Below are 24,119 nucleotides of genomic sequence, written 5' to 3' on the forward strand. Positions count from 1 at the left end.
GCATACGGCGGTTCCAAAAGGTTAACAAAGCTCCAAATAACGAGAAAGCAAACTTTTCAGCCCTTTCGCTTCCCAATAGGAAGTCGGAAGGGCATTATTTATGTTTCGAGACATTTCCCATGCACCACGGCGTGAATTTGCCATGACGAAACAAGCCCATTCGGGTACTCCCAGCGAACGAAGTTCACGAATCCTCGTACGGACTCGCTTCCACTGCTTCCAGAGGCACATGCGGAGCCTACGACGAATCCATTGGTCGAATTTCTCGCAATGGGTCTTCGCCGAGGCAAGCCGAAAATATCCTATCCAACCCATGAGGTAGCGATTAAGTCCAGCGATGCGCTCTCCCATCGAAATAGCGCGAGTCCGGTTCGTTAGCTCCCGGATCTTTTCTTTAAATCTAGAGATTGTCTTTGGGGCTAATCGCACCGTAGCTTGTTTGTCCCACAGAAAACTAAAGCCTAAGAATTTTCGGTTCCATGGCCTGTCTACCGCGCTCTTGTCTCGATTCACTTTTAGTTTAAGCTTTCCTTCCACAAAGCGAAGGATCGATTCCATGACGCGTTCGCCAGCACGTTTGCTGCCCACGAAAATGTTACAGTCGTCCGCATAGCGGACGAACCGTAATCCTCTTCGAGTTCATTCTTTGTCCAAATCATCCAGTAGGATGTTAGCCAGGAGCGGACTCAAAGGACCTCCTTGTGGGGTCCCTTCTTCCGTCTTCTGACACACCCCTCCTACCATGACCCCGGCGTTTAGGTAGGCTCGTATCAGTTTGAGGACTCGCTTGTCCGTCACTTTCCGCGCTACCCTTGCCATGAGCATGTCGTGATTCACCCGGTCAAAGAACTTTTCGAGGTCCATATCCACGACCCATCTGAGGCCGCTGCGGATGTGGGCTTGCGCCTGCTTTACCGCGTCATGCGCCCGTTTTCCCTGGCGAAAGCCATAGCTGTACCATGAGAAATGAGCGTCGAAAATCGGGTTCATTACTTGCAGAAGCGCTTGTTGAAGCAGCCGATCCATCACGGTCGGGATGCCAAGCAGCCGTACGCCGCCTCCGGGTTTGGGGATTTCCACCCGTTTGACTGGCATCGGTCTGTAAGTTCCCGTAAGGAGTTTGGCCTTCACCGATTCCCAGTGTGTTTTCAGGTAAGCTTGTAGCTCGGCTACCGTTACACCGTCCACACCGGGTGCTCCTCCGTTTTGGATCACTCGCTTGTAGGCGAGCCGAAGGTTCTCCCCTTCGAGCATTCGCTCCAGCAAGTCGTTCTGGGCTTCGCGAGAGGAAAGGGCGACTTGTGCCGATGAAGAACTCGGCGCTCCGACATACCCTGACGGCTTCACCGCTTCTCTTTGCCGAGAGCTCTCTTGCGAGATATTCTGCTGTCGTCGCTCTTCATGCGAACGCATCGGTTTCTTCTCTCCTTTCGGTTCGGCCCTTCCGGTTTCCGGCGTCCCATACTTCCGTACTATGGTCTCTGCTGACCCCTGCGAATTCAGCGCAACTTCTCAGCTGCGGTTACGAAGGTACTTCGCATTTTCCGCAGGTCTCCCCAGATAAGAACGTCATCTGTCTGCCCGTGACCACCCAAGTTTACAGCGTTAGTCCTTGGCGGCTTCGGATTTCGTCTTGTCAAGGAGACTCATCCGACTAACACTGCCTCGAATTGGGTTCGTGTACCTTGGTCCGTGCATTTGCCTCCGGCTTCCTTCAGATTCGACCTCACGGCCGACACCCTTGCCCTTGGCTACGGTAGGCGCTCGCCAGCCCCCGTTCGGGACTTCCACCCTATAGATGACGCCCATGCTGGGCGTACTTGTAAAGACCTACAACTTATTTTTGTTGTAGGTCTTTATTAATAAAGTTAGTTATCCTCATTCGCCGCTTTTAGTCTCGGTACTAAATTAGCTTGTATCACTAAATCCGACATTTCAAGTCGCTTTTGTGCTTCATTTGCATTTGCTACACAAGCACTATTAGCAATTTCATTATTTGTTTTTAAGTCATAGCATAGTCCTTCTTGGATAGAGCCACTTGAGGTAAGGAAATAATGCGATTGATCAACATACGAACCGTTTCGGAAGACAACTATTCTAGAAGGATCACTCTCAAACAAATCGTTCCCCATAAAAAAATGATTATCCGTAGAAATACCCAACAGATGCAATAAACTTGGGGTTAAATCCAAATGCCCCGCTACCGTACTGCTAGTCGTGTTTTTGGTATAACCCGGAATATGAATTATTAAAGGGACCTTGTCCATTTTAGCGGCATCAATGGCATCCGTCCCCGTTTTTACAACAGTAGCCATATCTTTTATGTCGATTGCACTATCATGGTCCCCATAAATCGCTAATACTGTATTGTCATATAGTCCTTTTTGCTTTAACTGATCAATAAATGCTCCAATAGCCATGTCCGTATAATGTGCCGTATTTAAATACCGGTCTAACATACTTCCTTCTTTCTCATCGAACACCTTGTATTGTGCCGGTAGTGCATCATAAGGATGATGGTTGGAAAGAGTAATGAGAAATGAGAAAAACGGTTGAGGTAAAGTAGAGATTTTCTGGACCGATTGCTCAAGGAAATCTTTATCTGATAACCCCCAGCCAATATTTTCCCCAGGTGTAAAATCATTTCCAAACATACTTGAATCAATGCCCAAATGATGATGCATTGCTTTCCGATTCCAAAATTGCCCGTCATACGCATGAGCAGAAAATGTTGTATAACCATTTTGTTTTAAAGCATTTGGCAAAGAATCATAATTCTGTTGAGGGTATGAAAAATAGACAGAACCTTCGTTCAAAGGATATAAGGAAACCATTGAAGTAAACTCCCCATCTGAGGTTCTCCCTTGGTTCGTTTGGTCAAAGTAATTATCGTAATATATACTTTCTTTAATTAGCTTATTCAGGTTAGGTGTAACTTCCTGACCATTTATATTTAACCCGATAACGAACTGCTGAAGGGCTTCAACCTGCAGCACTATCACATTTTTTCCTTTTGAAATTCCAAAGTCAGCATTCTTGGCTTGTGAAGAGTTTATTTTAAACCAATTATTAATAGATAGAATTTGGTCAGTAGTAACTTTAGAGTTACTAAAACTCATACTGATGAACTTATAAGCATCGAAAACATGGTAATTCATGACACCTATATTTTCGACAATCTTGCTATTACTGAACCTTTGTATAAATATCCCTGGATTATCCTTTCCAATCGCTTGAACGTTTAAATATAAAATTGAGGAACAAATAACAAAAACTATACCACTTTGTATTTTTTTATTTAAAAAAGACCCTAAGAACCCTAACATTCTTAAGTCCTGGAAATACAACTTTTGGGGTAATAATAACAATACTATACCTATTATCATATCAATATATACATAAAGTTGATTAGTATGAAATAATTCAAAGATACTTCCTTTTACGGAAGCTGCCTGACTCATATATAGTAAGACGGGTAATGAGAGCACGTTGTCAAAATATTCTAAATAAATTAGATCTCCTAAAATAAAGGTAGAAACAATAATGTTAATAGAAAAAAGTATCGCAACGCGAAGTTTACGATGCTTCATAGTATTAAAAACAATACCTAAGAGCAACGCAAACATAAAGGAAACTCTTTTTGCATCAGGAGTCATTATAATGTGAGATAAATCTGAAAAATAGTTAATTTTTAAAGATATGGCTATAACGAACCAAATGATATCTGCCTTTGACCATATCTTTACTAGAATACTTTTAAATATTCGTGGTATTTTTATTATTTTCTTTTTCTCTAAGATATACGTGGCAAGCAGCAAGGTACATATAACTATTATAACTAAAGATATAAAATGATAATAACTAATTATATTTAAATCATAAGTGATACTATTATAAGGATTTTTTTCAGAAAACCAAGTCACTTTTTCTTGGACCATGTCCCATTGTATTTGATAAGATCCAGCTTTTTCCGGAGATTGTACTTGAGCAATAATATCTATACTTTCATCTGGTTGTACATCTTTAGGTAAATTTGTCCTAACTCCATCATGAAGAAGCACATTTCCTTTTGAGTCTAATAAATGATAAGATAAATGGAATTCTTTGTCACTTATCCAAGTAATATTACCCGTATTTTTGAGATGAACCTTTATATTTCTAGTACTCTCATTAAAAAAAAGCCAAGGTTTTGCCATTGATATTTCTGAACCATAGATAACCTCAGAGGGATTGGGTATTACGGTAGCTGATGCAAGAACCGGATTTAATTTTTGGATAAAACAAATACATATTAATAGAACAATTATTCTAGATAGTCTTTCCACAGTTGTTGTCTCCTTAGTAAACATTCTTTCTAACTACTATTTTTGATATTATCAGCTTTAGTCAGCAAACAACACCACCGATTATCACCATTTAAGTAAAATTTTTCAAAATTGGTAAGTCAAAATCTTAAAACCCCTTTTATGTAAATTTATTAAATTACGCATTTTTTATATATCCCAGTCTCGTCCAACAAAAACCTATACAAATAACCCCTTTCTTGTTATTTTTTAATTTATCTAGAAATAATAAAAATCCTATAGCCATAGCCATAGGACTTAAAAAGCTGAATTTTTAATGTGCAGTATAACCTCCGTCAACAATTAATGCCGTCCCAGTAATCCATTTAGCTTCATCAGATAATAAGTATGCCGATGCAAATGCTACATCCTCGGGTTTACCAAGCCCAAGAGGATGTTGATTAACTATTCTTTTTTTATTATCCTCACTTGTCTTCTTGAAAATTTCTTCTGACATATCTGTTTCAACGATCCCAGGAACTATGCAATTTACCCTTAAACCTGACGAAGCCAGTTCTATTGCTGCTGACTTAACTGCAGAAATAATAGCTCCTTTACTTGCAGCATACCCTAGTACTCCTGCTTGTCCAACTAACCCTGTAACTGAGGAAATCAATACTATAGATGAGTTAGAAGAACATATATTTTTTTGTACACAGGATTTAATAATAGCTATCCCTGCAGTAAAATTAATATCCATTATGTCATAGATGTTATTCCTATTTATAGCACGTATAGGTATTAGACTATGAGTTCCAGCAGAATGAACTACTCCATTAAGCGTACCAAAAGATTGGGTCACTTTTTTCAAAAAATGAGGAATCTCATCAATGTTACTCAAATCAAAGGGTTCTATTAGATGTTTATCGGGTGAGCTCATTTGTTCAAGTGTTTCATTCAATTTTTCTCTATTTCTTCCTACAAGTATAATAGACGCACCTTGATAACTAAGAATTTTAGCAATTTCCCTTCCAATTCCTGACGATGCACCTGTGACTAATATTTTTTTACCATCTAGTCTAAATAAACTCATTTTTATATCTCCTATCTTAATTGAGAATTACAAATAAAATGTCTAGAGATATAATCTCTAGACATTATTCAATCTTTCACTTAATCCAATTTATGACCTATTATTTCAACGATGTCGGATACTTTCTTGAATTGACTTATTTGATCATGATTTAGCTCAAGTCCGAATTCTTGATCAAAAAATGCAATTAAGGTAATAATAGATACAGAATCCCATCCATCTAATGTATCAAGTTGAGTTTCAAGAGTAACCGTCCCTTGTTCCTCCATAAGTATTTCTTGTTCAAATTTTTCAATAAAATCCGTAACCGTCATAACAACCTCTCCTTCTCATTTATTTATTAATCCATTTAAGTTGACATGCTGCCCAAGAATAACCTACACCAAATCCCACTAATAATAAATTATCATTCATATTCAATTTTCCAGAACTCATTTCTTTTTTTAAAGAAATAGGAATACTCGATGATACTGTGTTACCACAGTCTTCCATTTGGATGGAGAATTTTTCTTTGGGTATCTTTAGCTTTACTCTTAAATGCTCAAGCATATAAGCATTTGCCTGATGAAAAACAAAATAATTATAATCATCCAAACATGTTTTAGTTTTACTCAATAGATTATTGATAGCGGCTGGAATTTCCCTAAGAGTAAAGTTAAATATTTCGGGCCCATTCATATATAAATTTTTGTTTGAACGTACATTACCAAAAGTATCTGTTGTTTCTTCCAAAGATTTGTCAGAAATAGGTTCCCTTAAGCCTCCGGCTGGTACTATTAAATTTTTCGCTCCCTTTCCATCAGTCCCAAAAACAAACGGTCCAATAAGCTCTTCATCACTTTCAATACTAGATACTAGGGTCGCTGCAGCTCCGTCGCCAAACAGCGGCTTTACACTTCTGTCTGCTTTATTTATATATTTACTATACGTATCTGAAGTAATTAACAAAATATTTTTTGCGGACCCTGTTTCTATCAATCCTTTAGCAATGGACAAACCGTAAACAAACCCAGAACACCCTAAATTAAAATCTAAAGCTCCACAGTGATTTGGAAGACCTAGTTTCTCCTGTAAAATGCAAGCGGTTGTAGGAAGATAATAATCAGGTGATTGAGTGCAGTATAATAAATAATCAATATCCTCAGCTATACAAATGCCAGATTGAATTAATTTTAATGCAGCCTTATAGCCTAGATCAGAAGCATATTCATCTTTAGATGAAACATTTTTTTGATATATTCCAATTTTTTTTGTAGACTTTTCGTTTATATCGTTATATTCAACTGTCTCAGGAAAGTAATATTCAATTGCTTTAACATAGCTTTTTAGCATATTGTCAATCTCCCAGTGTTTTGTGGAAAGCACTAACTTACAACTAAGACTTCTTTGTTCTCTAACTTATAGTCTATATTACATGAATTACACCTTGCATGTCCATTTTCAAATATTAATTTAGATCTACACTTACAGACCCAACCAATAACCCTTCCGGGTGCCCCTAGTATCTGAACATTATTTGAAATAGAAGCTGTCACAACTGTACCAGAACAAATAAAGGAATTACTGCCTATTGATAGAACCTGGTTTATTGTACTATTTGGTGCTATCCATACAGAGTCCCCAACTACTGTATATCCTGCGATTATTGTGCCAGCGGTAATAATGCAGTCCTCACCTATAGAAACGGAATGAGCTAAATGCACATGATTATCTATCTTTGTATTTTTATTTATCTTTGTAAACTCTCCAAATAATCCCTTGTCAATACAAACTGAAGCACCTATTTCAACATTGTCCGAAATAAGTACGCCACCAACATGAGGCACAACTTTCCTCTTACCATCAATGATTTTCACTTGAAAACCATCGCTACCTATGACTGAGTTAGGTTTAACCACAACGTTATTACCGAGAATAGTATTTGGCATTAGAACTACATTATCCATTATAATGCAATTGTCACCAATGATAACAGAATCATGAATAGTAGCATTATCTGCAATAATACAGTTTTCGCCCATATTACTTTCTATTTTAGCAAATTTATTTTTTTGTAAGCAAAAATTAAAGATTTCATAAAAGGCTACTTCAGGTTCTAAATCAACTAAAAGGAAACTCCTGTCATTCGGTAATGAATTTTTTAATGAATTATGAACTACACATGCACCAATTGTTGTTGACTTATACCTTTCTAATAATTTAATACTGTTAATGTAGGTTATTTGCTTTTCAGCATATTCAGTTGGAGAGTTTAGATTCCCAAATTTTAAGATCTCTTTATCCGAACCGCAAAACTCCCAATGAAATAATTCTGCAATTTCAGATAATAAAATAGGGCTCATTAAAAGTTCTCTTTGAGACATATGTGGATTCACCCATTCATAATTAAATTAATTATAGGAAATGTCACTTGATTTATTATTAGAGTTCCTCAGACTCAAAAATTGTTTTAGATTAAGTGATGTTTGGTTTTTCTTTGAACTTATTGACAGTACTAACCAGCATATGAATCCAACAACCACCACAGTTAGGTATTGGATTAAGTGAAGGAATATAGCAAAAGTTGAAGCGACTGAACTATCTATATTGAAAATAGTTAAAGCAATATAAGTAAGGTAATGATAAATACCTATCGCTCCTGGTGTCGAAGGTATTAGCATTCCAAGATTAGTAAGCACTAAAATTAATAAAGCGACCATTGGTGTAACTATTAAACCAAATGCCTTAGTCGAGAACCATACTGCAAGCAACGATGAAACCCAAGTAAAAAGATGTAAGAACAGCGCCTTAACTATAATTCTCTTGTTGGGAATAGAATTAATTATTTCATTAATTTTATTAATAAACGCAACTATGATTTTTTTTTCAATAAATTTATTTTTAATAAAGTTAATAATAATGTTTCTACAAATATAGATGACTGACAAACATATCATGAAAACAATAAAGACTATCATAAATATAATTGAATTATTATAAAATAGTTCAGTATATGATCTCATGAAAACAATAATCGTAAAAAGTAACACAAATAACCAAATCATATCCATTAGTTTTTCAATCATCAAAGAAACAATTGTTAACGATCTTGATATCTTCAATTCTTTCCAACAAACATAGATTCTGGATATGTCCCCCAATCTAGCCGGGAGAACATTATTAACTGCATAACCAAACATGAGGGTATAGAACAATTTTCTAATATCAGAAAAATTATTTGTATGAACTAAGTATGACCATACTTTTGTCCTTATTACCATAGAAAGTATTATTGTAAATATAGTTAAAACTAGCCAAAAGTAGTTAATATGCTTAAAGCCTTCTGATAAATCTTGAATAGTGAATTTAGAAAATAAAACATAGAGCGCTATGACGCTAAAAAGTAACCCAATTAAAAAGTTAATAATTATCTTTTTATTCATGGCTTAAACTCATTAACTGTCTCAACGATGTATTCAAGATTATCTTTACTTAAAGAAGGATGCACTGGTATTGATATAACTTTTTCAGAAAGTGTTTTTGCAACAGGAGTTGACTGCAGTTCACTTTTGTTAAAATCTAGGTACTCAATTACATTTTTTTGTTCATTAATTGGTACAGGGTAATGTATTCCATATCCTATTTCTTTCTCAGTTAAGAATTTAATAAGTGATTCTCTATAATTTGTTTTCAGTGTGAACTGATGATAAATATGCTCAGAGCCAACCTCTGTATATGGCAATATGATATGTTCGTTTTCAATATGCTTCAGAAAGTAATTTGCATTCTCCTGCCTTAATTCATTCATTTTATTGATTCTAGTAAGCTGAGCAAGACCAATTGCTGCTGAAATATTCGTCATACGATAGTTATACCCTGTAACATCATGAACATATCTTACAGTAGAACCGTGATTAATTAACTTTTTACAATAACTAATATAATCTTCATTTTCCGATACAATCATCCCACCTTCCCCAGTTGTCATGTTTTTTGTGGGATAAAAACTGAAAGTACCCCCTATTCCAAATGTTCCAACTGGCTTCTTATTATACGCTGAACCGTGTGCTTGTGCACAGTCTTCAATTACCTTTACATCATATTTTCGAGCAATCTCCATAATGTCATCCATTTTACAAGCTTGCCCGTATAAATGAACCAAGAGTAAATATTTGATGTTTCTATTTTTAATTAATGCTTCCTCTATAGCTTGTGGGGAAATATTAAAAGTTTTATCATCTACATCAACGAAATGTGGGATCGCCCCACAATATATAATTGCATTGGTCGTTGCAATAAAGGAAAACGGTGTAGTAAGCACCACATCACCTGGAGTAACACCTGCCGCTAATAATGCTATGTGTAGAGCAACAGTTCCATTGCTTATAGCGGCTGAATATTTATTACCGAAGTGATTTGAAAATTGGTTTTCAAAATCAAAAACCACATCTCCTTGAGCCAGGTTACCCGATCTCATGACATTTACTACAGCTTGGATTTCTAGTTCATCAATGACAGGCTTAGCAATAGCAATCATTTATTATTTCCCCCATGTAATTATTCTTAGTTTAAAAAGCTCAAATAAAGATTTAATAACTTGAAATAATCTTGCCGCTGTCGGTTTTCCACCTTGTCTGTCCCAAACACTCGTTGAAGTTTCCACTATTCGTGCATTTGCTTTTTTAGCTCTTACTAATATTTCTGTAAAAATGATGGGACTTCGCATTTTAAGAGTTAAGCCTTGTACACAAGATACTTTATACATGGTTACCCAAGTTACATTTCTTAAATAAAGTCTAAATAGTACATTAGTAAGACCTAGATTTATACTAGTTAAGATTCTTCTATGTATTGCTTTATGTCCTTCTTGTTTATATCCAACAATAATCTCTGCTTCACTTGTTTTATCTAGAAAATTATTTAACTCTTTAATATTAAATTGACCATCCGCGGGATGAAGAAAAGTCCAATCTGTGGTTGAGTTCATTAAACCAGTATAAACTGCCGCTCCTACACCTTGGTTTATTTCATGATTTATTAGTTTTATTCTTGGATCAGCCTCACAAATTTTAGCAACAATATCACGTGTACGGTCTTTACTGCCATCATTAACGACCAATACATTCCATCCTAGAATATCAAGTGTTTCTAAGTGATCTCTAACCTTGTATATTTCCTTTTCGATATTATCCTCTTCGTTAAAGGCGGGTATAAGTATAGTAAGAGTAGTCCCCATATTTTTCCCCTTATATAGCTTGTCGATCTATAATTTTATTAGCTGTAGCCACTTGTATTTCTTTAACAATTTTCATTGCCTCTAAACCTTCCTTACCGCCAACTCTAGGACTAGTACCTTTACGAATTGCATTAATGAAGTCCTGAATTTCCATTTGTAATGGTTCATAATTTCCGACAAGCACTTTTTCAATCAATTGCTCTTGTTTATAGGTGACATCAGTTTTATTCTCCTGAATTTCCAAAGCCAGTGAAGTTCTACGTGTAATGTATAATTTCCTTTCAATTAGATCAACATCAATAAGCTCATTTGGTAAAACTAATCTCCATTGTCTAATTTTTGACTCTGTTGCTCTACTAGTGGTGGTATTGATTAATACTCCGCTTTCACTTACAAACTGAGCATTAACTATATCATTTTTTGAAGTATGAACACTTACCCCATATGCTGACCTCAAGAAAATTCTTTCTCTTAACAAATATAATAATAAATCAACATCATGAATCATAAGATCTGAAACGACATCAGCATCAAATATCCTAGGATCAAAGGGACTTTCTCTGTGAATATCAATAAATAGTGGTTTCCTACCTTTTAATACCTTGTTTAATTCTTGCATAACAGGGTTAAACCTTTCAATATGTCCAACAGCTAATATCACATGGTTCTGTTCAGAAAGTTCTATTAATTTCTTTGCTTCATTAGGTTCATTTGCCATAGGCTTCTCAATGAGCACATGCTTTTTTGCCATTAAAAATTCTTTTGCAATATTAAAGTGGGTACTGGTAGGTGTTGCAATACTTACTGCATCAACCTCGCGAATAATATCTTTGTAATCTTGAAATCCTTTAACACCAAATTTTTCCTCAATTAGCTTAAGCTTTAATTCATCTCGATCAACTACACCAATAATTTGTACATTTTGTTGATACGTATAATTTCTAACATGATGGATCCCCATGTTACCAGCACCAATTATAGCCACTTTTGTTAATTCATCCATATGAATCATCCCTTCAATCAATTTCTCTAAGAATAAAATTAGTCATTTTAAAATATAAATTGCGTGGATCATTGATTGTATAGATTTGACTCGCATTCGTAACAAAAGAAATAGTAGTAATGCCTGGAGGGATATCTATTATTTTAAAGTAAAGTTTCCCAGTGTTATTTAAGGTAATATTATCACTTGCACTGTTATTATAACTAATCTTTATTTCGCTGAATTGATCATTTCCGGTTGATAAATACATTTCTATCTTATACTTTTTTATCAGCTTTGTCGGATTCTTTATGCTCAAATAGCTTTCTTTATCACTCCATCTCCAATTATCCTTTTCATTCTTTTCTAAACCGTAAAACCCCTTATCCCAGATCACCTGAATAGGTGGCTCAAGTAATTTGGTTCTTAATTTTTCCAACTCGGCTGTAGTATATTGTTTGTTTAATTCGGCATTAAAGTCAGTTAAATTAAAAAAAATGAGACTATTATCTTCATTTGAAATTGGATTTCGCTTCAGAATTGCTTTTAGTTTAGCCTCAATTTCGGCAGCCTTATCAGGATACCCGTTTCGATTAATATAAACCCCATTATAACCAATGATTGCTGCTTTTTGTACAATAGTTTCGATAGGGCCGCTAGCGAGTTGTCTCTGCCATTCTTCGTTTACCGTCCCTTTCATTGTCCCAAAGCTCCAACGTAAGCTATCAGAATGCAAATAGCCCTTAAAATGATCATATTCACCCATTAGGTTTACTCTTTCACCGGGGAAAGAAACAAATGGTAATTGTAAGACCATAGAATTCTTTGGAATTTCCTTTTCAATATTTGAAACAAAATTATGGTCTCTTTCAAAATCCTTTTTGTAGTTATCGTAATAGATTCCTTTATAAGTTGTCTGATCAAAAAGACCAATAATTAATACAAGAGCACACATGAAATATACATATATTTCTTTTATATTTCTTTTTCTAATCTGCTGTGTAACATAGTTTAAAAAATATACTAAGACGATAATCGAGAAAAATGCAATAAAAATGCTAAGTCTATTGTATGCTCTTATTTGGGGAGAAACCAAATAAGCAAATATCGCTCCAAATCCACCTATAGTCCCCAGCAAAACCGCGGCTATGTTTAATTCACTCAAATAACTAATAATCGTATCATTTCTTTTCTTAATAAATAAAAATAGGATTAGAAACAAGAATGCAATAGAGATAACAACTCCTAATGAAACTCCAGCATTTTCATTTACTAACGGAGCACTTTTATCATAAATATCGCGAATTTTCTGAAATAAAATTATTCTATGCTCTTTTATAGGTAATAAAAGCTGAATGATCTTAAGACCGTAAATCTCTGCTTCAGATGCTGAAACTTCGTGTGATTGACTATTTGCTCCAAATTTTAGTATATAGATAATATTAGGAAGCAAATTTAATATTACACCAATTGACATTATAATTGACAAAAAAACAGAGGTGAATAGAGCTTTTTTTTCATAACTATTTTTTATGAATCTTGAAATTCCAGCTACCATAAAGAAAAAACATGAGAAAAAAGTATAGTATACATCACATGATGCGGTTATTAAACAAATCAAAATTACGGATATTGCATCGCGATTTAGTAAAGAGAACTTATTAGTTTTCGCATTATAAAACACATATTTGCCTTGATATATCCATATACATATTAGAACAATTAGGGGAGTCATAAAGAAGGCTGATAAAAAAAGATGCTCTACCCCACGCAAATAGTGATATGGTAAAAAAGTATAAAGTAGACTTCCCACTATCGAACTTATTCCAGAAATGCCTAATCTTTTTAATACATAATAAGAAATTAAACATGTTAGTGGGTAAGTCGATAAATAAAAAATATTAATTATTACTTGAAAGTCATTTGTAAATAAAGATATAACTTTCATCAAGAAAAATAAAAAATTTGATGTAATTGGATAATAGTGCATATCTAAACCTAATGGAGCTCCTACCATATTATTATGAAGGTACCATCCATTATCTAGCATACTTTTTATTAAAAAATCATGTGAAACTGCATCACCATAATATTGTAATGGGAAATGTATATTAAAATTTTTCAAAGATAATGCCCAGCACATTATTACAATTGATAGCACTAGTAATGCTAAATAAGAAAACACATTTTTATACTTAACCATTTTTCACCTACATTATAATGAATTATAATTTTTTCAGTTCAGAGTTAACCCTTGCTGCGAGGATTTCCCATGTAAAGTTCTGAATAGCTTTTAAATATCCGCATTTCCCCATTTCAAGGGCCAGTAGATTATTATCTATTATGTCAATTATACTTTGGTGTAACATATCTTTATTTGTTACTATCCCATTTTCCCCGTTGTTCACCAATTCAGCAAAGGCTGCACACTTTTCATTAACAATAACTGGTTTACCCTGCATCCAGGCCTCAAGAATAACAATTCCAAAGCTCTCACTTTCACTCATTGTTACTAAACAAGAGCAATGCTTTAACGCAGAGATAACTACAGGTCTTTCTAATTCATTAAAATAATAAGCTTCATCTGGATTTATTGGCTCGAAATCCTCATCCCTTCCTATTAACACCAAATTGCATCTTTTTTCATTTTCATTAACCTTTTTAACAGCTTCAATAACCCACTTGTAATTCTTAGCCCCCGTCTTTCTTCCGAGTACGAGTATATATGGTAGTTTTGATTTATACATAGAAAAAAAGCTCGAATCATCATCATCTACATACTCCGATGGGTTAACAGCTCCACCTGGTAAAGATAAAGTATTATTGGCATTTATTTTATTGTAAAACCATTGAATTGCTTTATCAGGAAACGCAACTATTTTATCAGCTTGTCTTAAAATATCGTAATAAGATTTCCAATGATAAAATTCATCTTCCATGTGAAAATGTGGGACCACTGCATAAGGTTTATTAAATTTTTTAGCATATTGTACCGCTACAACTGATGTGTAGAAAGGAATACTGTGACCAACGATAACATCATATTCTTTTGTATTTTTTTCAAGCCATTCTTCAAGTTCGTAGGATACTGGACCTCTTGTTTTTTGAAACAAAGAATCTAAAAAACTCTCACGTCTATCTGCATTTTTTATAAGACCCTCGATATAATCCTCAGGATAATGATTCTTCATGAAAGCTTTATAATCTTCAACCAATGAGCCTTCTTTTATTACCGAATCATCCATATACTCTATCGTTTTGAGAATAAATCCGAACGTTCTTGGATCAGCACCATCCGTATGAGTATCTGTTTCAATGCTAATTACATTTCTATTAAATGGCCCTTCCAGTAAAACCTCAAAGTTGCCACTAATAGTTTTATTAAATATACTTGAGTTATTATTCAAAACAATATTTATTTTTTTTCGCTTGGGGCTAGTCCCTTTTAATAATACTTTTTCTGCTTTATCCACAAAAATCAAAGCTTTTCCAGATGACCAAACAGAGTATTTATCGTTGTCCTTCTCCGGATAATACCAGCCACCCATTAACAAATTTTTATTATATTTACTTACATAGTCTTGAGATATTATTAAAGATTCTTCCATCCAAGAATTATACAATATTCTGCTGTTTTCAATCTGCATGTTATCTGGAAGTGAGTCGGATTGAAAATAATGTAACACTGTGTCCTGGAAAAGCCCGATATTTTTATCATTTTTTACGTTTGATCCATCAATCGAAAAGTGGTATTTGTTATATAAGTCTTTTAAATTAACGGCAGCGATATCAATGGAAAAATCACCAATTGCATCCAACTGTTCAATTAAGTTTAGCATATACGCTTCTGCACCGCCGAGAGGCGGATTTGTAAAACGATACGTAACAATTAGCATTTTTTTCTTTTGATGAGATTTTTCTCTTTCTCTAAAGATTTCCTGCTTTAAAATACCATCTAATTTAGCAGCCAAAATTGCCCAATCCAGTTCACTTGTTACATAACTAAATGCATTCGCTGCAAGCTTTTCTCTTAGTTCCAAATCATCTATTAATTTGATAATTTGATCTTTGGTTTCAGACAGATCGCAAATCAATGCTTCCTGTTCATGGTCTATTGAAAAGCCACGGGCACCAAATTTTGTAGTTACAACCGGCAATTTATAAGCAAAATATTCAGCAATTTTTAGATTTGATCCAGAGCCGCTAGCCATTGGATTTATTGCAATATCAGATACACTAAGCAGTACGTTTTTATGGTCTTCTTCTAGCTTACCAAACAATAGGACATTATCAGGAACAATCCCAGTGATTGCATCACATACTGATCCTATTATAATGAAATAACAACTTATTAATTCATTTGCTAACTGATTCACAATGAAGTTTGCTGCATCCACATTTGGCTGATGTGAGCTCCCAACAAATACAATAACAGGATGAGAACCAAAAATTTTTTTCACATTTTTTACATCAATATTTCCAATAATCTGTGTGGTTTTTACTCCATTTCGTATGGTATATACTTTTTTATTTGAAGATATTAAACCATTCAGTCCTTCATGGTCATTATCAGAAACACTAATAACAAATTTACTTAATTGCATAGCCTTGATTTCTGCATTTCTTACTTTATCGATTAAAAAGTCATATTTGGGGTGGCCTTCCAACAACTTCATCTTTAATTCAGTTTCAAAATTGTGGCTTTCATAAATAACAGGTTTTCTGATATTATTATCTACAACATCCACCATATATGGATGAGATAGAATTATTAGATCTGAAAAATGTTCACAATTATGAACGATACTCATTAATAATTCATTACCTGAAGTCATATAGGAAGTAACAATATCTGTTGCACTTATCCAGTGCTGCTTATTAATCGATACCTCTTCATTAATATGCTGCTTGGTTTTTGGTACAGATATTTCTATAAAATTATCATTAATGTTAGTCAATTTAATTTTGTCTGTGCCATTTAGACATATTAGAATTACTTTATTATTGTTTGACAAATTCGAATACAATTGGTTTATTCGAACTTCTCCACCTGAAATCGGAGAGGAACACTCAAAATCATTAAGTACAAGAATTATCTTTTTAGCCTCATCAGCTTGTAGTCTATTAATTTTAGAATTAAGATTCTCAGCAATACTTTTCCACGAAAAGTGCGAGTTAATAAAGTCTTTTCCCTTCTTGGAAATGCCCTCCATTAATATGTCATCATCCAACAATTCTATAATTTTCCTCGCAAAATCATCCTTATTTGCTAGAAGGAAATGATCTCCATTCACCAAATCAATTCCTCGAACACCACAATCTGTTGAAATGAGTGGGATACCCGCAGATAAATATTCTAATGTTTTAAGATTTGTACCTGCCCCTGAAAACATAGGATTAATTGCAATATCAGCATTAACAAAAACATCTTCCTTGGTTTTTTCATCTATTCGCCCTAATAATTTAATATTGCTTCCAATCTTTTTACTCTTAAATGGGTCACAACAGTTGCCAGCAACAATAAATTCAATATTGGGACATTTCGGAGCTACATTATTAATAATAAATTCAGTTGCTTCTATATTAGGTGGATGTGCACTTCCTATAAATAATGCTTTTTTAATGCTTTTGTTTTCCTCTCTTAATATACGTTTTGATAAGCCATCTATCTCCCAATCATTCGGATTAATACCATTGGGGGCTAAATGAATTTTTTCGGCATTTGCACCAAACTCCGTTATAAAGCTTGATTTCTCCTCTTCCGACGTAGTAAAAACCAACTGTGATCCAAGAACAAGTCTACGTTCTAATGAATTTATATAGTTTAAATATTTTGAGGCACTAGGTCCCTTCCAAATTTGTTTTACCAAAGAAGTTTCATAATTATGGCTATTATATATTCTTAGCTTATTGTCAATACCAAAAAAAAGATCGTACTCTAACATATACGGGAAGTCATGAATGATTAAATCCGCCTGTTGGTATAACTTATTATAATATTCATGATATTTATTTGGTGTCTTAGAACTTAGAGCGCAGACAAGTGCCGAAACTTCGGGTCCAATTTCTTCCTTATCAATTTCCATATGAAGTTGATTATGAATGTCTTCTTTTGGAATCCTGTACTCTCTAAAAGTATCAGTAAAATTAATGCATTCTAGCTTATGATCATTATAAGTTGGTGAAAGTAAAGTAATATCATGATTCTTACTAAGATGATAATAGATGTTGTAGTACCTTAATTCCCCGCCACTAGTAGGTGGTTGAAATGCAGGAAAGAAATTCATTACTAAAATATTCATTTATGTTCACTCCAAATTTATGCTTTATACGCTATAATGGAAAAATCCTGCTCCATATTAAATTTATATATGATTTCATCAACATATTTTTGTCCCGTATATTCTGGTTCTTCACGTTTATGAAGACGTAAAATTTCAGGCTTAATATATCCCCTCTGTTCAACCAAAAACTTAACAGTATCTGGAACAAGAGGATTAACATGCGTTGGATCTCCTCTGAATGTGAATGCACCTACCCAAATACTTTCAGGATTAGGTGTTTCAAAAATGATCATTCCACCAGGCTTTAAAACTCGAAATGCTTCATCAAACAATGTTAATAGCTTATTTATAGGTAAGTGCTCAATAATATGAAAGCCAGTTATAACAGAGATGCTCCCGTTCCGTTGGGAACGCAAATATTCTATTCCATCACATAAATTAGCATTCAGACCCATCTCAGTACAACTATCAATCATTGCTTTATTCATATCAACGCCTACTGCGTTAAATCCATTTTCCCCTAATAATTCAAGCCATTCACCACGTCCACATCCTATGTCTATTGCTGAGTTATCCCCTGTTCTCTCTCTAACGCTATTTACATAAGGTAAGTAAACTTCTAATCTTCCCTTTATATCTTCCCTTGTTCCCCTAAACTGGTCCTCGAAACTAACATACATAGAATCAGTGAATTGTACTTCATTATCAACCAAAGTTCTCATTTGTGTTTCATCCAACGGGGCTGGCAATCTTTTTCTAGTCTCTTCCAAAAAGAAGTTAAGCCTTCTCTGTATTTCGATAATATTTAATTTATTATCTTTAATTTGTTTATTTATTGAATTTATAACGGAATTAGCATCATTGATTCTTTCAATTGTAGAGTTAAATCCTTTAAACTCTTGGAACGTATTAAGTTTGAAATCATTAAAATCACGTCTTAACTTTTCATTTTCTATTATTAACTTCGAATAATGTCCATCTAATTTTTCATTGATAGTTTCAAATTCCGCAATTTTAGCCCTGAATTCACCAATTGGAGTCATGTTGTTTTTGACATCATTTAATTGCAGTAATTCATCTTTAATTTCATCAATTTGTTGCAGTTTCTGTTTTATATCGTCAATGTCATATTGTTTCTTACTATCGACCAATAAATTATTGATATGATTTTGAAAATCATTAAGGGAGTTATTCACATTTAAGAAATGGTGTTCAAGTTCTTGAGTTAAAATATCTAGTTTTTTAGTTTGTTCCGTATAACGATAGTTTATAAACATTTCATATTGATTTAAGTTTTTGATTATTTTTGGAAGCTTTATTATACTTATAACTAGTTTTAATAAATAACCTACAATCGGAATTTTATAAAGATTATTCGATAAAAAGGGTAATGTAATACCCTTAACTTTGATCTTGTTTCTTTTTGCTTCTTTTGAAAATTTTACTCTTCCCAATATTTCAATTTTGCTCAATTTCCCAGATCTTAATTGTTCTAAATAATACTCCATACCTTGAGGGTCTGGGTTTCTTTTCAGTAGTCCTCTATACACATTTCTAACAAAATCTTCATCATGGTAATTAAGAAAATCTGAAAGATGATACTCATCCTTTGTTTGTATAAAGTTAGAGTTGTTAAATTTAGGGAGTTTTATATCCCATTCTTTTTTATGGAGTTTTTCATCAGTTCTATTCAAACTTCTATTTATTACACGTAACACATCGGTCACTTCTATTTTAGGTAACATGAATATTTCTCCTATAATTTATTTAAGGACTTTCTTATATATATCAACTGTTTTAAGTGCCGTTAGTTTCCAGGAAAACTTGCTTGCTTGCTCAATACCTTGCTGAGATAGTTTAGAACGCAAATCGGTATTTTGTAATAGTTCACCGATTGCTTTTGTTATCGATAACTTATCAAACGGATCCACAAGTACAGCCGCTGTCCCAGCAACCTCAGGCATTGATGATAAATTTGAAGTAATTACGGGTAAACCAGACTGCATCGCTTCAAGAATTGGCAAACCGAATCCTTCATATAGCGAAACATATATAAAAGCATCTGCCGCATTGTATATTAATGGCAAATCAATCTCTTCAATATATCCGGGAATAAATACTTGATCTAGTAAGTTCAACTCGCTGATTTTTTGAAGAACTCGTTGAAATTCTATGCCTTTATTTCCTACTAATACGAGCTTCTGTTCGAACTCAAACTCTTTCATTGCTAAACTAAATGCCTCAATTAAACGTATAATATTTTTTCTGGGTTCGATTGTCCCTACGTATAATAAAAAAGAATCTGGCAGTTTATATTTTTTTTTTAGGTTCCTTAAAGTTTCATCATGATTTCTTCTAAAAAAAAGCCCAGATGCTGCTAGTGGAGTACATATTATCTTTTCAGGATCATAACTAAAATGATTTATAATTTCTTCTCTAACGCTGTTTGAAACAGTAATAACAAAATCTGAATTAAATAAGGAGTGAAGAGCCCATTTTCTATGATGTTCTACTATTTTTTTGGGCATTAATTCAGGGTACTTAATAAATGCCAGATCATGGAAAGTTACAATTTTTTTAGCCTTTAGAGTAGGCCACGAATGGAAATTGACTCCATGAAAAATATCGAAGTTACCAGCAAAGAATTCCAATTTAAAGAGCTCATAAATGCTAGCATTCATATTCATACTTCTCAATTTATCATATGGAAATAGTATCTTATTTATATTACCCAAACTAGTAGTAATTGGAGAAGTTGGTTTCAAACCATTGACTGCTAAATTTATTTTAACTTCTCGCTGAGCTAACTGCTGTACCAAATTAACAACGTAATATCCTATACCTGTTTTTTGAGCTACTATTGGTGACGCATCCATTATCACTTTCATTGGATTATCCATTGATGCTTTAATTTACAAATACCCACATCATGAATATTGGACTTAACTTGAAAAGTGTACTTGCCTACCTGATAATCATAAGCAGTGCCATCTAACTTGTGAACCGCAATATCTATTAGGTAAGTACCTTCTATTAAACTTAAACTATCCACATCTATATAAACTGTTCCTTTAGAGGAAAGATTCTCAACTTTGATGTTATCTATATCCGTGTTCGTCCCGTAACATTTTATTCCATCAATTGTGTTTATAGCAATACCGAATACAACATCTTCATTTTTTTTATGCATTACATATTTGATTTCTAAACGAACCTTCTCTCCTGAAGTAAAAGAATATGTTTCTTGGTCTTTATCATTAAACAGTTTTAAACCAGTTAATTCTATTTCTCTATTTCCCCATCTATTGCTTTCTTCTTCATTTAAGATCTGATTTTCAGTGCTTCCCTCAGACTCATCTATTTGTTGTTTCTGTTTTTGATTATTTAATCGAGTACCGTCTTCCTCTGCCATAAAGTCCAAATATTCATTAATAACAATTTTAGAGTCACCTGATTTAACGATTTTCCCTTTGTTTAACCAAATTACTTCATCACATAGTATCTCCATAGTATGATTGTCGTGGGATACAATGACAATAGTTTTGCCTTGACGTTTCAACTCTTTAAGTTTATTAATACATTTCTTTTGAAAGGATGTATCACCGACCGATAGAACCTCATCTATAAGCAAAATATCAGGATTTACATTAATTGCAACAGAAAAGGCTAGTCTCATATACATACCTGAAGAATAACTTCGTAGAGGGTTGTTTATAAATTCCTCCAATTCGGAGAATTCAATAATTGACTGTAATTTTTGATCAATTTCTTTTTTGGTCAAACCAAGAATGGAAGCGTTCATGTAGATGTTCTCTATTCCAGTAAAATCAGTATGAAATCCCGCACCTAGCTCCAATAGACTGGATACTCGACCTTGAATTTTTATTGAACCATTTGTAGGGTACATAATTCGGGTCATGAGTTTAAGCAATGTGCTTTTTCCAGAACCATTTCTTCCAATTAGTCCAATAGTTTTTCCTGCTTCTATTTGACAACTCACGTCATGTAAAGCCCAAAATTCCTCTGACCTCTCTCTTCCCCGATATATTAATTTTTCTTTTAATGTTACATTTTTTTCTTTTTTTAAAACGAATTTTTTTGATACATTTCTTACATCGATTAGTATCATATTCATTACCTCTTTTATATTTCTTCTGCAAAACTTTTTTGGAGTTTATTAAATATTGCCCAACCAATAACTAGTACAATGAAGGAATAAAGAAGATACAGAAATAAGTGAGCAAAATCAGGCATAGTACCATAATAAAAAATATTTCTATATGCTTGTATGATTTCGGTCATAGGATTTAGCAAAAAATACATTTGAAATTCTTTAGGTACCATACTTATAGGAAAGATAATGGGAGTAATATAAAAAGCCGCCTGCAATACAATAGCAATAATATGTTCTAAATCTCTAAAGTAGACATTCATTGCGCTGACTATTAGACTTACTCCAAGAACAAGTAAAGTTTGAACGAATAAGATAAGGGGAAATGCAATCAGAGATATATTAATATGAATCCCAGTTAACAAAAGAGATGGAATTAAAATTACTAGTCCAAAAAAATAATTTATGACACCTGCTATAATTACTGATAATGGAAGAATTTCCCTTGGAAAGTATATCTTTTTCACCAAGTTGCTATTTCTCAAAATAATACCGGAGCAACTCTGGATAGATGATGAAAAAAATGTCCAAGGTAAAATTGCACAAAATAGAAACATGGGGTAATTTTCAATGTTCTGCCTCATTATAAATGAAAATACAACTGAATATATTGCAAGCAATAACAAAGGATTTAAGAAGGTCCATAAAAATCCCATTACTGAACCTTTGTATCTTGTTCGCAAATCTGTAAGAACTAGACTACTAAGCATTTGTCTATAGTTATATATTTCAATAAGTCTTCTAATCATAGTTAATCTCCTTAACAGCATGGAAACTATAAATATCGTTCCATCTTCTGCTCTCGCAGCTCTTTAATGATACTCTTAATTTCCTGCGCTCTGTCCTTAGCACAAATCAGGGTTACATCCTCAGTGTCTATAATAATTAAATCTTCAATACCAAGGGTTGCTATCAGCTTCCCGTTGCTTTCTATAATGGAATCTTTGGTATCTATGCTTAATATATTTCCTTTAATAACATTTCCATACTCATCTTTATCATTAATTCTTTCCAAAGCTGTCCAGCTGCCGACATCGTCCCAACCAAAAATACAAGGGATCACATAAATATTGTTTACTTTTTCCATAATCCCATAGTCGATGGATTGATCTGGCATTTTGTGAAACTCATCTTTAATAACCTGTATCTTATCTTTTTTAGATTTGAATGCCGTTTTCATTGTTTCTAGAACATCATTCATTTCAGGCATTAGCTTCTCAATATAGTTTTTTATCGTCCTTACTTTCCAAATAAAAATACCACTATTCCAATAATAGTTCCCTGCCGCTAAATACTCCTTAGCTTTTGGCAGACTTGGTTTTTCAACAAATTGATTTACCTGAAAAACATCCATATTATTTATATTTAATCTTTCCTTGGTGCTTTCTATATAACCGTACCCTGTCTCTGGATAATTTGGAGTGATCCCTAGTGTTACTAGTGATTCTTCATTTTGCTCACATACTTGTGCTGCAGTCTTCAGTATGTTGATAAATCGTTCCTCATTTTCTACAATATGGTCGGAAGGTAACACAATCATAGTGCTATCCGGAAACTTCTCTTCAATAATTAAAGAAGCCACGCCAACACAAGGGGCTGTGTTTCTCCCTACTGGTTCAATAATGATATTATCAAACGGTAAGTTGGGGATTTGGGCATGGATTAATTCAGCATATAATTCATTTGTAACAATAAAAATTTGATCAATAGAAATCAACTGTTCCAATCTTGACACTGTTTGTTGGATCATTGATTTATTCCCTGATATATTTAAGAACTGCTTCGGTAAGTTCGTCCGACTTTTTGGCCAAAATCTTTCTCCTTTTCCTCCTGCCATTATCACAGCTGTTAGTTTCATCTTATTTCCTCCAAATATCGACAATAATTTTAACTCATTTTAATCGAAAGAGCACTGGTAATGATAATCTTATATATTATAACTTATTGCCTGAAAACAAAGCAACGAAAAGTGACATTATATTACAGTATTTCCGTTTACTTTTGGCGATTTTCCAAATTTATTCAATTGGTAATAGTATAAAGCTCTAATGCCAATTTCTAATCTTGCTTTTTCAGTAAGTTTCACCATAC

At 33.7% G+C, this 24,119-nt stretch carries 16 protein-coding genes and 1 pseudogene; all 17 read right to left on the reverse strand.

All coding sequences use genetic code 11. The features are described from left to right. Positions 1 to 21: 21 nt before the first annotated feature. A pseudogene (ltrA, locus tag GGC63_RS24840) lies at positions 22 to 1,413 on the reverse strand (group II intron reverse transcriptase/maturase). 455 nt (positions 1,414 to 1,868) lie between these two features. Next, positions 1,869 to 4,325 carry a sulfatase-like hydrolase/transferase gene (locus GGC63_RS35225; protein ID WP_192704612.1) on the reverse strand — a complete coding sequence of 819 codons (2,457 nt, stop codon included), beginning with the start codon at positions 4,323 to 4,325 and terminating at the stop codon, positions 1,869 to 1,871. A gap of 292 nt (positions 4,326 to 4,617) precedes the next feature. After that, a complete protein-coding gene (locus GGC63_RS24850) occupies positions 4,618 to 5,376 on the reverse strand; it encodes an SDR family NAD(P)-dependent oxidoreductase (protein WP_192704613.1) in 759 nt (252 codons plus the stop codon). Between the two features lie 80 nt (positions 5,377 to 5,456). Continuing rightward, on the reverse strand, positions 5,457 to 5,690 hold the full coding sequence (locus GGC63_RS24855) for an acyl carrier protein (protein WP_192704614.1): 234 nt from the start codon (positions 5,688 to 5,690) through the stop codon (positions 5,457 to 5,459). A 19-nt stretch (positions 5,691 to 5,709) separates the two neighbouring features. Further along, on the reverse strand, positions 5,710 to 6,708 hold the full coding sequence (locus GGC63_RS24860; protein ID WP_192704615.1) for a ketoacyl-ACP synthase III: 999 nt from the start codon (positions 6,706 to 6,708) through the stop codon (positions 5,710 to 5,712). Between the two features lie 32 nt (positions 6,709 to 6,740). Continuing rightward, complete coding sequence (locus GGC63_RS24865; protein WP_192704616.1) at positions 6,741 to 7,739, reverse strand: UDP-3-O-(3-hydroxymyristoyl)glucosamine N-acyltransferase; 999 nt, start codon at positions 7,737 to 7,739, stop codon at positions 6,741 to 6,743. A gap of 27 nt (positions 7,740 to 7,766) precedes the next feature. Next, positions 7,767 to 8,798, reverse strand: a complete 1,032-nt coding sequence (locus tag GGC63_RS24870) for a lysylphosphatidylglycerol synthase transmembrane domain-containing protein (RefSeq protein ID WP_192704617.1) — start codon at positions 8,796 to 8,798, stop codon at positions 7,767 to 7,769. Next, the gene (locus GGC63_RS24875) at positions 8,795 to 9,892 is read right to left on the reverse strand and encodes a DegT/DnrJ/EryC1/StrS family aminotransferase (protein ID WP_192704618.1); all 1,098 of its coding nucleotides are present in this window, start codon (positions 9,890 to 9,892) and stop codon (positions 8,795 to 8,797) included. The genes GGC63_RS24870 and GGC63_RS24875 overlap by 4 nt, the downstream gene beginning before the upstream one ends. Before the next feature lie 3 nt (positions 9,893 to 9,895). Further along, positions 9,896 to 10,591, reverse strand: a complete 696-nt coding sequence (locus tag GGC63_RS24880; RefSeq protein ID WP_192704619.1) for a glycosyltransferase family 2 protein — start codon at positions 10,589 to 10,591, stop codon at positions 9,896 to 9,898. Between the two features lie 10 nt (positions 10,592 to 10,601). Beyond that, on the reverse strand, positions 10,602 to 11,594 hold the full coding sequence (locus GGC63_RS24885; RefSeq protein WP_192704620.1) for a Gfo/Idh/MocA family protein: 993 nt from the start codon (positions 11,592 to 11,594) through the stop codon (positions 10,602 to 10,604). Positions 11,595 to 11,607: 13 nt separating this feature from the next. Beyond that, positions 11,608 to 13,776: a hypothetical protein gene (locus tag GGC63_RS24890; protein ID WP_192704621.1), complete on the reverse strand. Its 2,169-nt coding sequence runs from the start codon at positions 13,774 to 13,776 to the stop codon at positions 11,608 to 11,610. Between the two features lie 22 nt (positions 13,777 to 13,798). Beyond that, positions 13,799 to 17,875, reverse strand: coding sequence for a glycosyltransferase family 4 protein (locus GGC63_RS24895; RefSeq protein WP_192704622.1), 4,077 nt, complete (start codon positions 17,873 to 17,875; stop codon positions 13,799 to 13,801). Between the two features lie 17 nt (positions 17,876 to 17,892). After that, positions 17,893 to 19,602 carry a methyltransferase domain-containing protein gene (locus GGC63_RS24900; protein ID WP_192704623.1) on the reverse strand — a complete coding sequence of 570 codons (1,710 nt, stop codon included), beginning with the start codon at positions 19,600 to 19,602 and terminating at the stop codon, positions 17,893 to 17,895. Positions 19,603 to 19,620: 18 nt separating this feature from the next. After that, a complete protein-coding gene (locus GGC63_RS24905) occupies positions 19,621 to 20,745 on the reverse strand; it encodes a glycosyltransferase family 4 protein (RefSeq protein WP_192704624.1) in 1,125 nt (374 codons plus the stop codon). Continuing rightward, positions 20,742 to 21,986 (reverse strand): ABC transporter ATP-binding protein, encoded by a 1,245-nt coding sequence (locus GGC63_RS24910; protein ID WP_192704625.1) that lies wholly within the window; start codon positions 21,984 to 21,986, stop codon positions 20,742 to 20,744. Before GGC63_RS24910 ends, GGC63_RS24905 begins: the two co-directional genes overlap by 4 nt. Before the next feature lie 14 nt (positions 21,987 to 22,000). Beyond that, positions 22,001 to 22,777, reverse strand: coding sequence for an ABC transporter permease (locus GGC63_RS24915; protein ID WP_192704626.1), 777 nt, complete (start codon positions 22,775 to 22,777; stop codon positions 22,001 to 22,003). A gap of 26 nt (positions 22,778 to 22,803) precedes the next feature. Beyond that, positions 22,804 to 23,886, reverse strand: coding sequence for a mannose-1-phosphate guanylyltransferase (locus GGC63_RS24920; RefSeq protein ID WP_192704627.1), 1,083 nt, complete (start codon positions 23,884 to 23,886; stop codon positions 22,804 to 22,806). Positions 23,887 to 24,119: the final 233 nt, after the last annotated feature.

It is taken from the genome of Paenibacillus sp. OAS669 (assembly GCF_014873645.1).
Lineage (GTDB): Bacteria > Bacillota > Bacilli > Paenibacillales > NBRC-103111 > Paenibacillus_S > Paenibacillus_S vulneris.

Bases quoted from the DNA above. Each gene is read 5' to 3' on its own strand.
- GGC63_RS24915 (WP_192704626.1), bottom strand. From the start codon at position 22,777: ATGATTAGAAGACTTATTGAAATATATAACTATAGACAAATGCTTAGT.
- GGC63_RS24860 (WP_192704615.1), bottom strand. From the start codon at position 6,708: ATGCTAAAAAGCTATGTTAAAGCAATTGAATATTACTTTCCTGAGACA.
- GGC63_RS24880 (WP_192704619.1), bottom strand. From the start codon at position 10,591: ATGGGGACTACTCTTACTATACTTATACCCGCCTTTAACGAAGAGGAT.
- GGC63_RS24920 (WP_192704627.1), bottom strand. From the start codon at position 23,886: ATGAAACTAACAGCTGTGATAATGGCAGGAGGAAAAGGAGAAAGATTT.
- GGC63_RS24875 (WP_192704618.1), bottom strand. From the start codon at position 9,892: ATGATTGCTATTGCTAAGCCTGTCATTGATGAACTAGAAATCCAAGCT.
- GGC63_RS24900 (WP_192704623.1), bottom strand. From the start codon at position 19,602: ATGTTACCTAAAATAGAAGTGACCGATGTGTTACGTGTAATAAATAGA.
- GGC63_RS24855 (WP_192704614.1), bottom strand. From the start codon at position 5,690: ATGACGGTTACGGATTTTATTGAAAAATTTGAACAAGAAATACTTATG.
- GGC63_RS24905 (WP_192704624.1), bottom strand. From the start codon at position 20,745: ATGAAAGTGATAATGGATGCGTCACCAATAGTAGCTCAAAAAACAGGT.
- GGC63_RS24885 (WP_192704620.1), bottom strand. From the start codon at position 11,594: ATGGATGAATTAACAAAAGTGGCTATAATTGGTGCTGGTAACATGGGG.
- GGC63_RS24865 (WP_192704616.1), bottom strand. From the start codon at position 7,739: ATGTCTCAAAGAGAACTTTTAATGAGCCCTATTTTATTATCTGAAATT.
- GGC63_RS24910 (WP_192704625.1), bottom strand. From the start codon at position 21,986: ATGATACTAATCGATGTAAGAAATGTATCAAAAAAATTCGTTTTAAAA.
- GGC63_RS24870 (WP_192704617.1), bottom strand. From the start codon at position 8,798: ATGAATAAAAAGATAATTATTAACTTTTTAATTGGGTTACTTTTTAGC.
- GGC63_RS24895 (WP_192704622.1), bottom strand. From the start codon at position 17,875: ATGAATATTTTAGTAATGAATTTCTTTCCTGCATTTCAACCACCTACT.
- GGC63_RS24890 (WP_192704621.1), bottom strand. From the start codon at position 13,776: ATGGTTAAGTATAAAAATGTGTTTTCTTATTTAGCATTACTAGTGCTA.
- GGC63_RS24850 (WP_192704613.1), bottom strand. From the start codon at position 5,376: ATGAGTTTATTTAGACTAGATGGTAAAAAAATATTAGTCACAGGTGCA.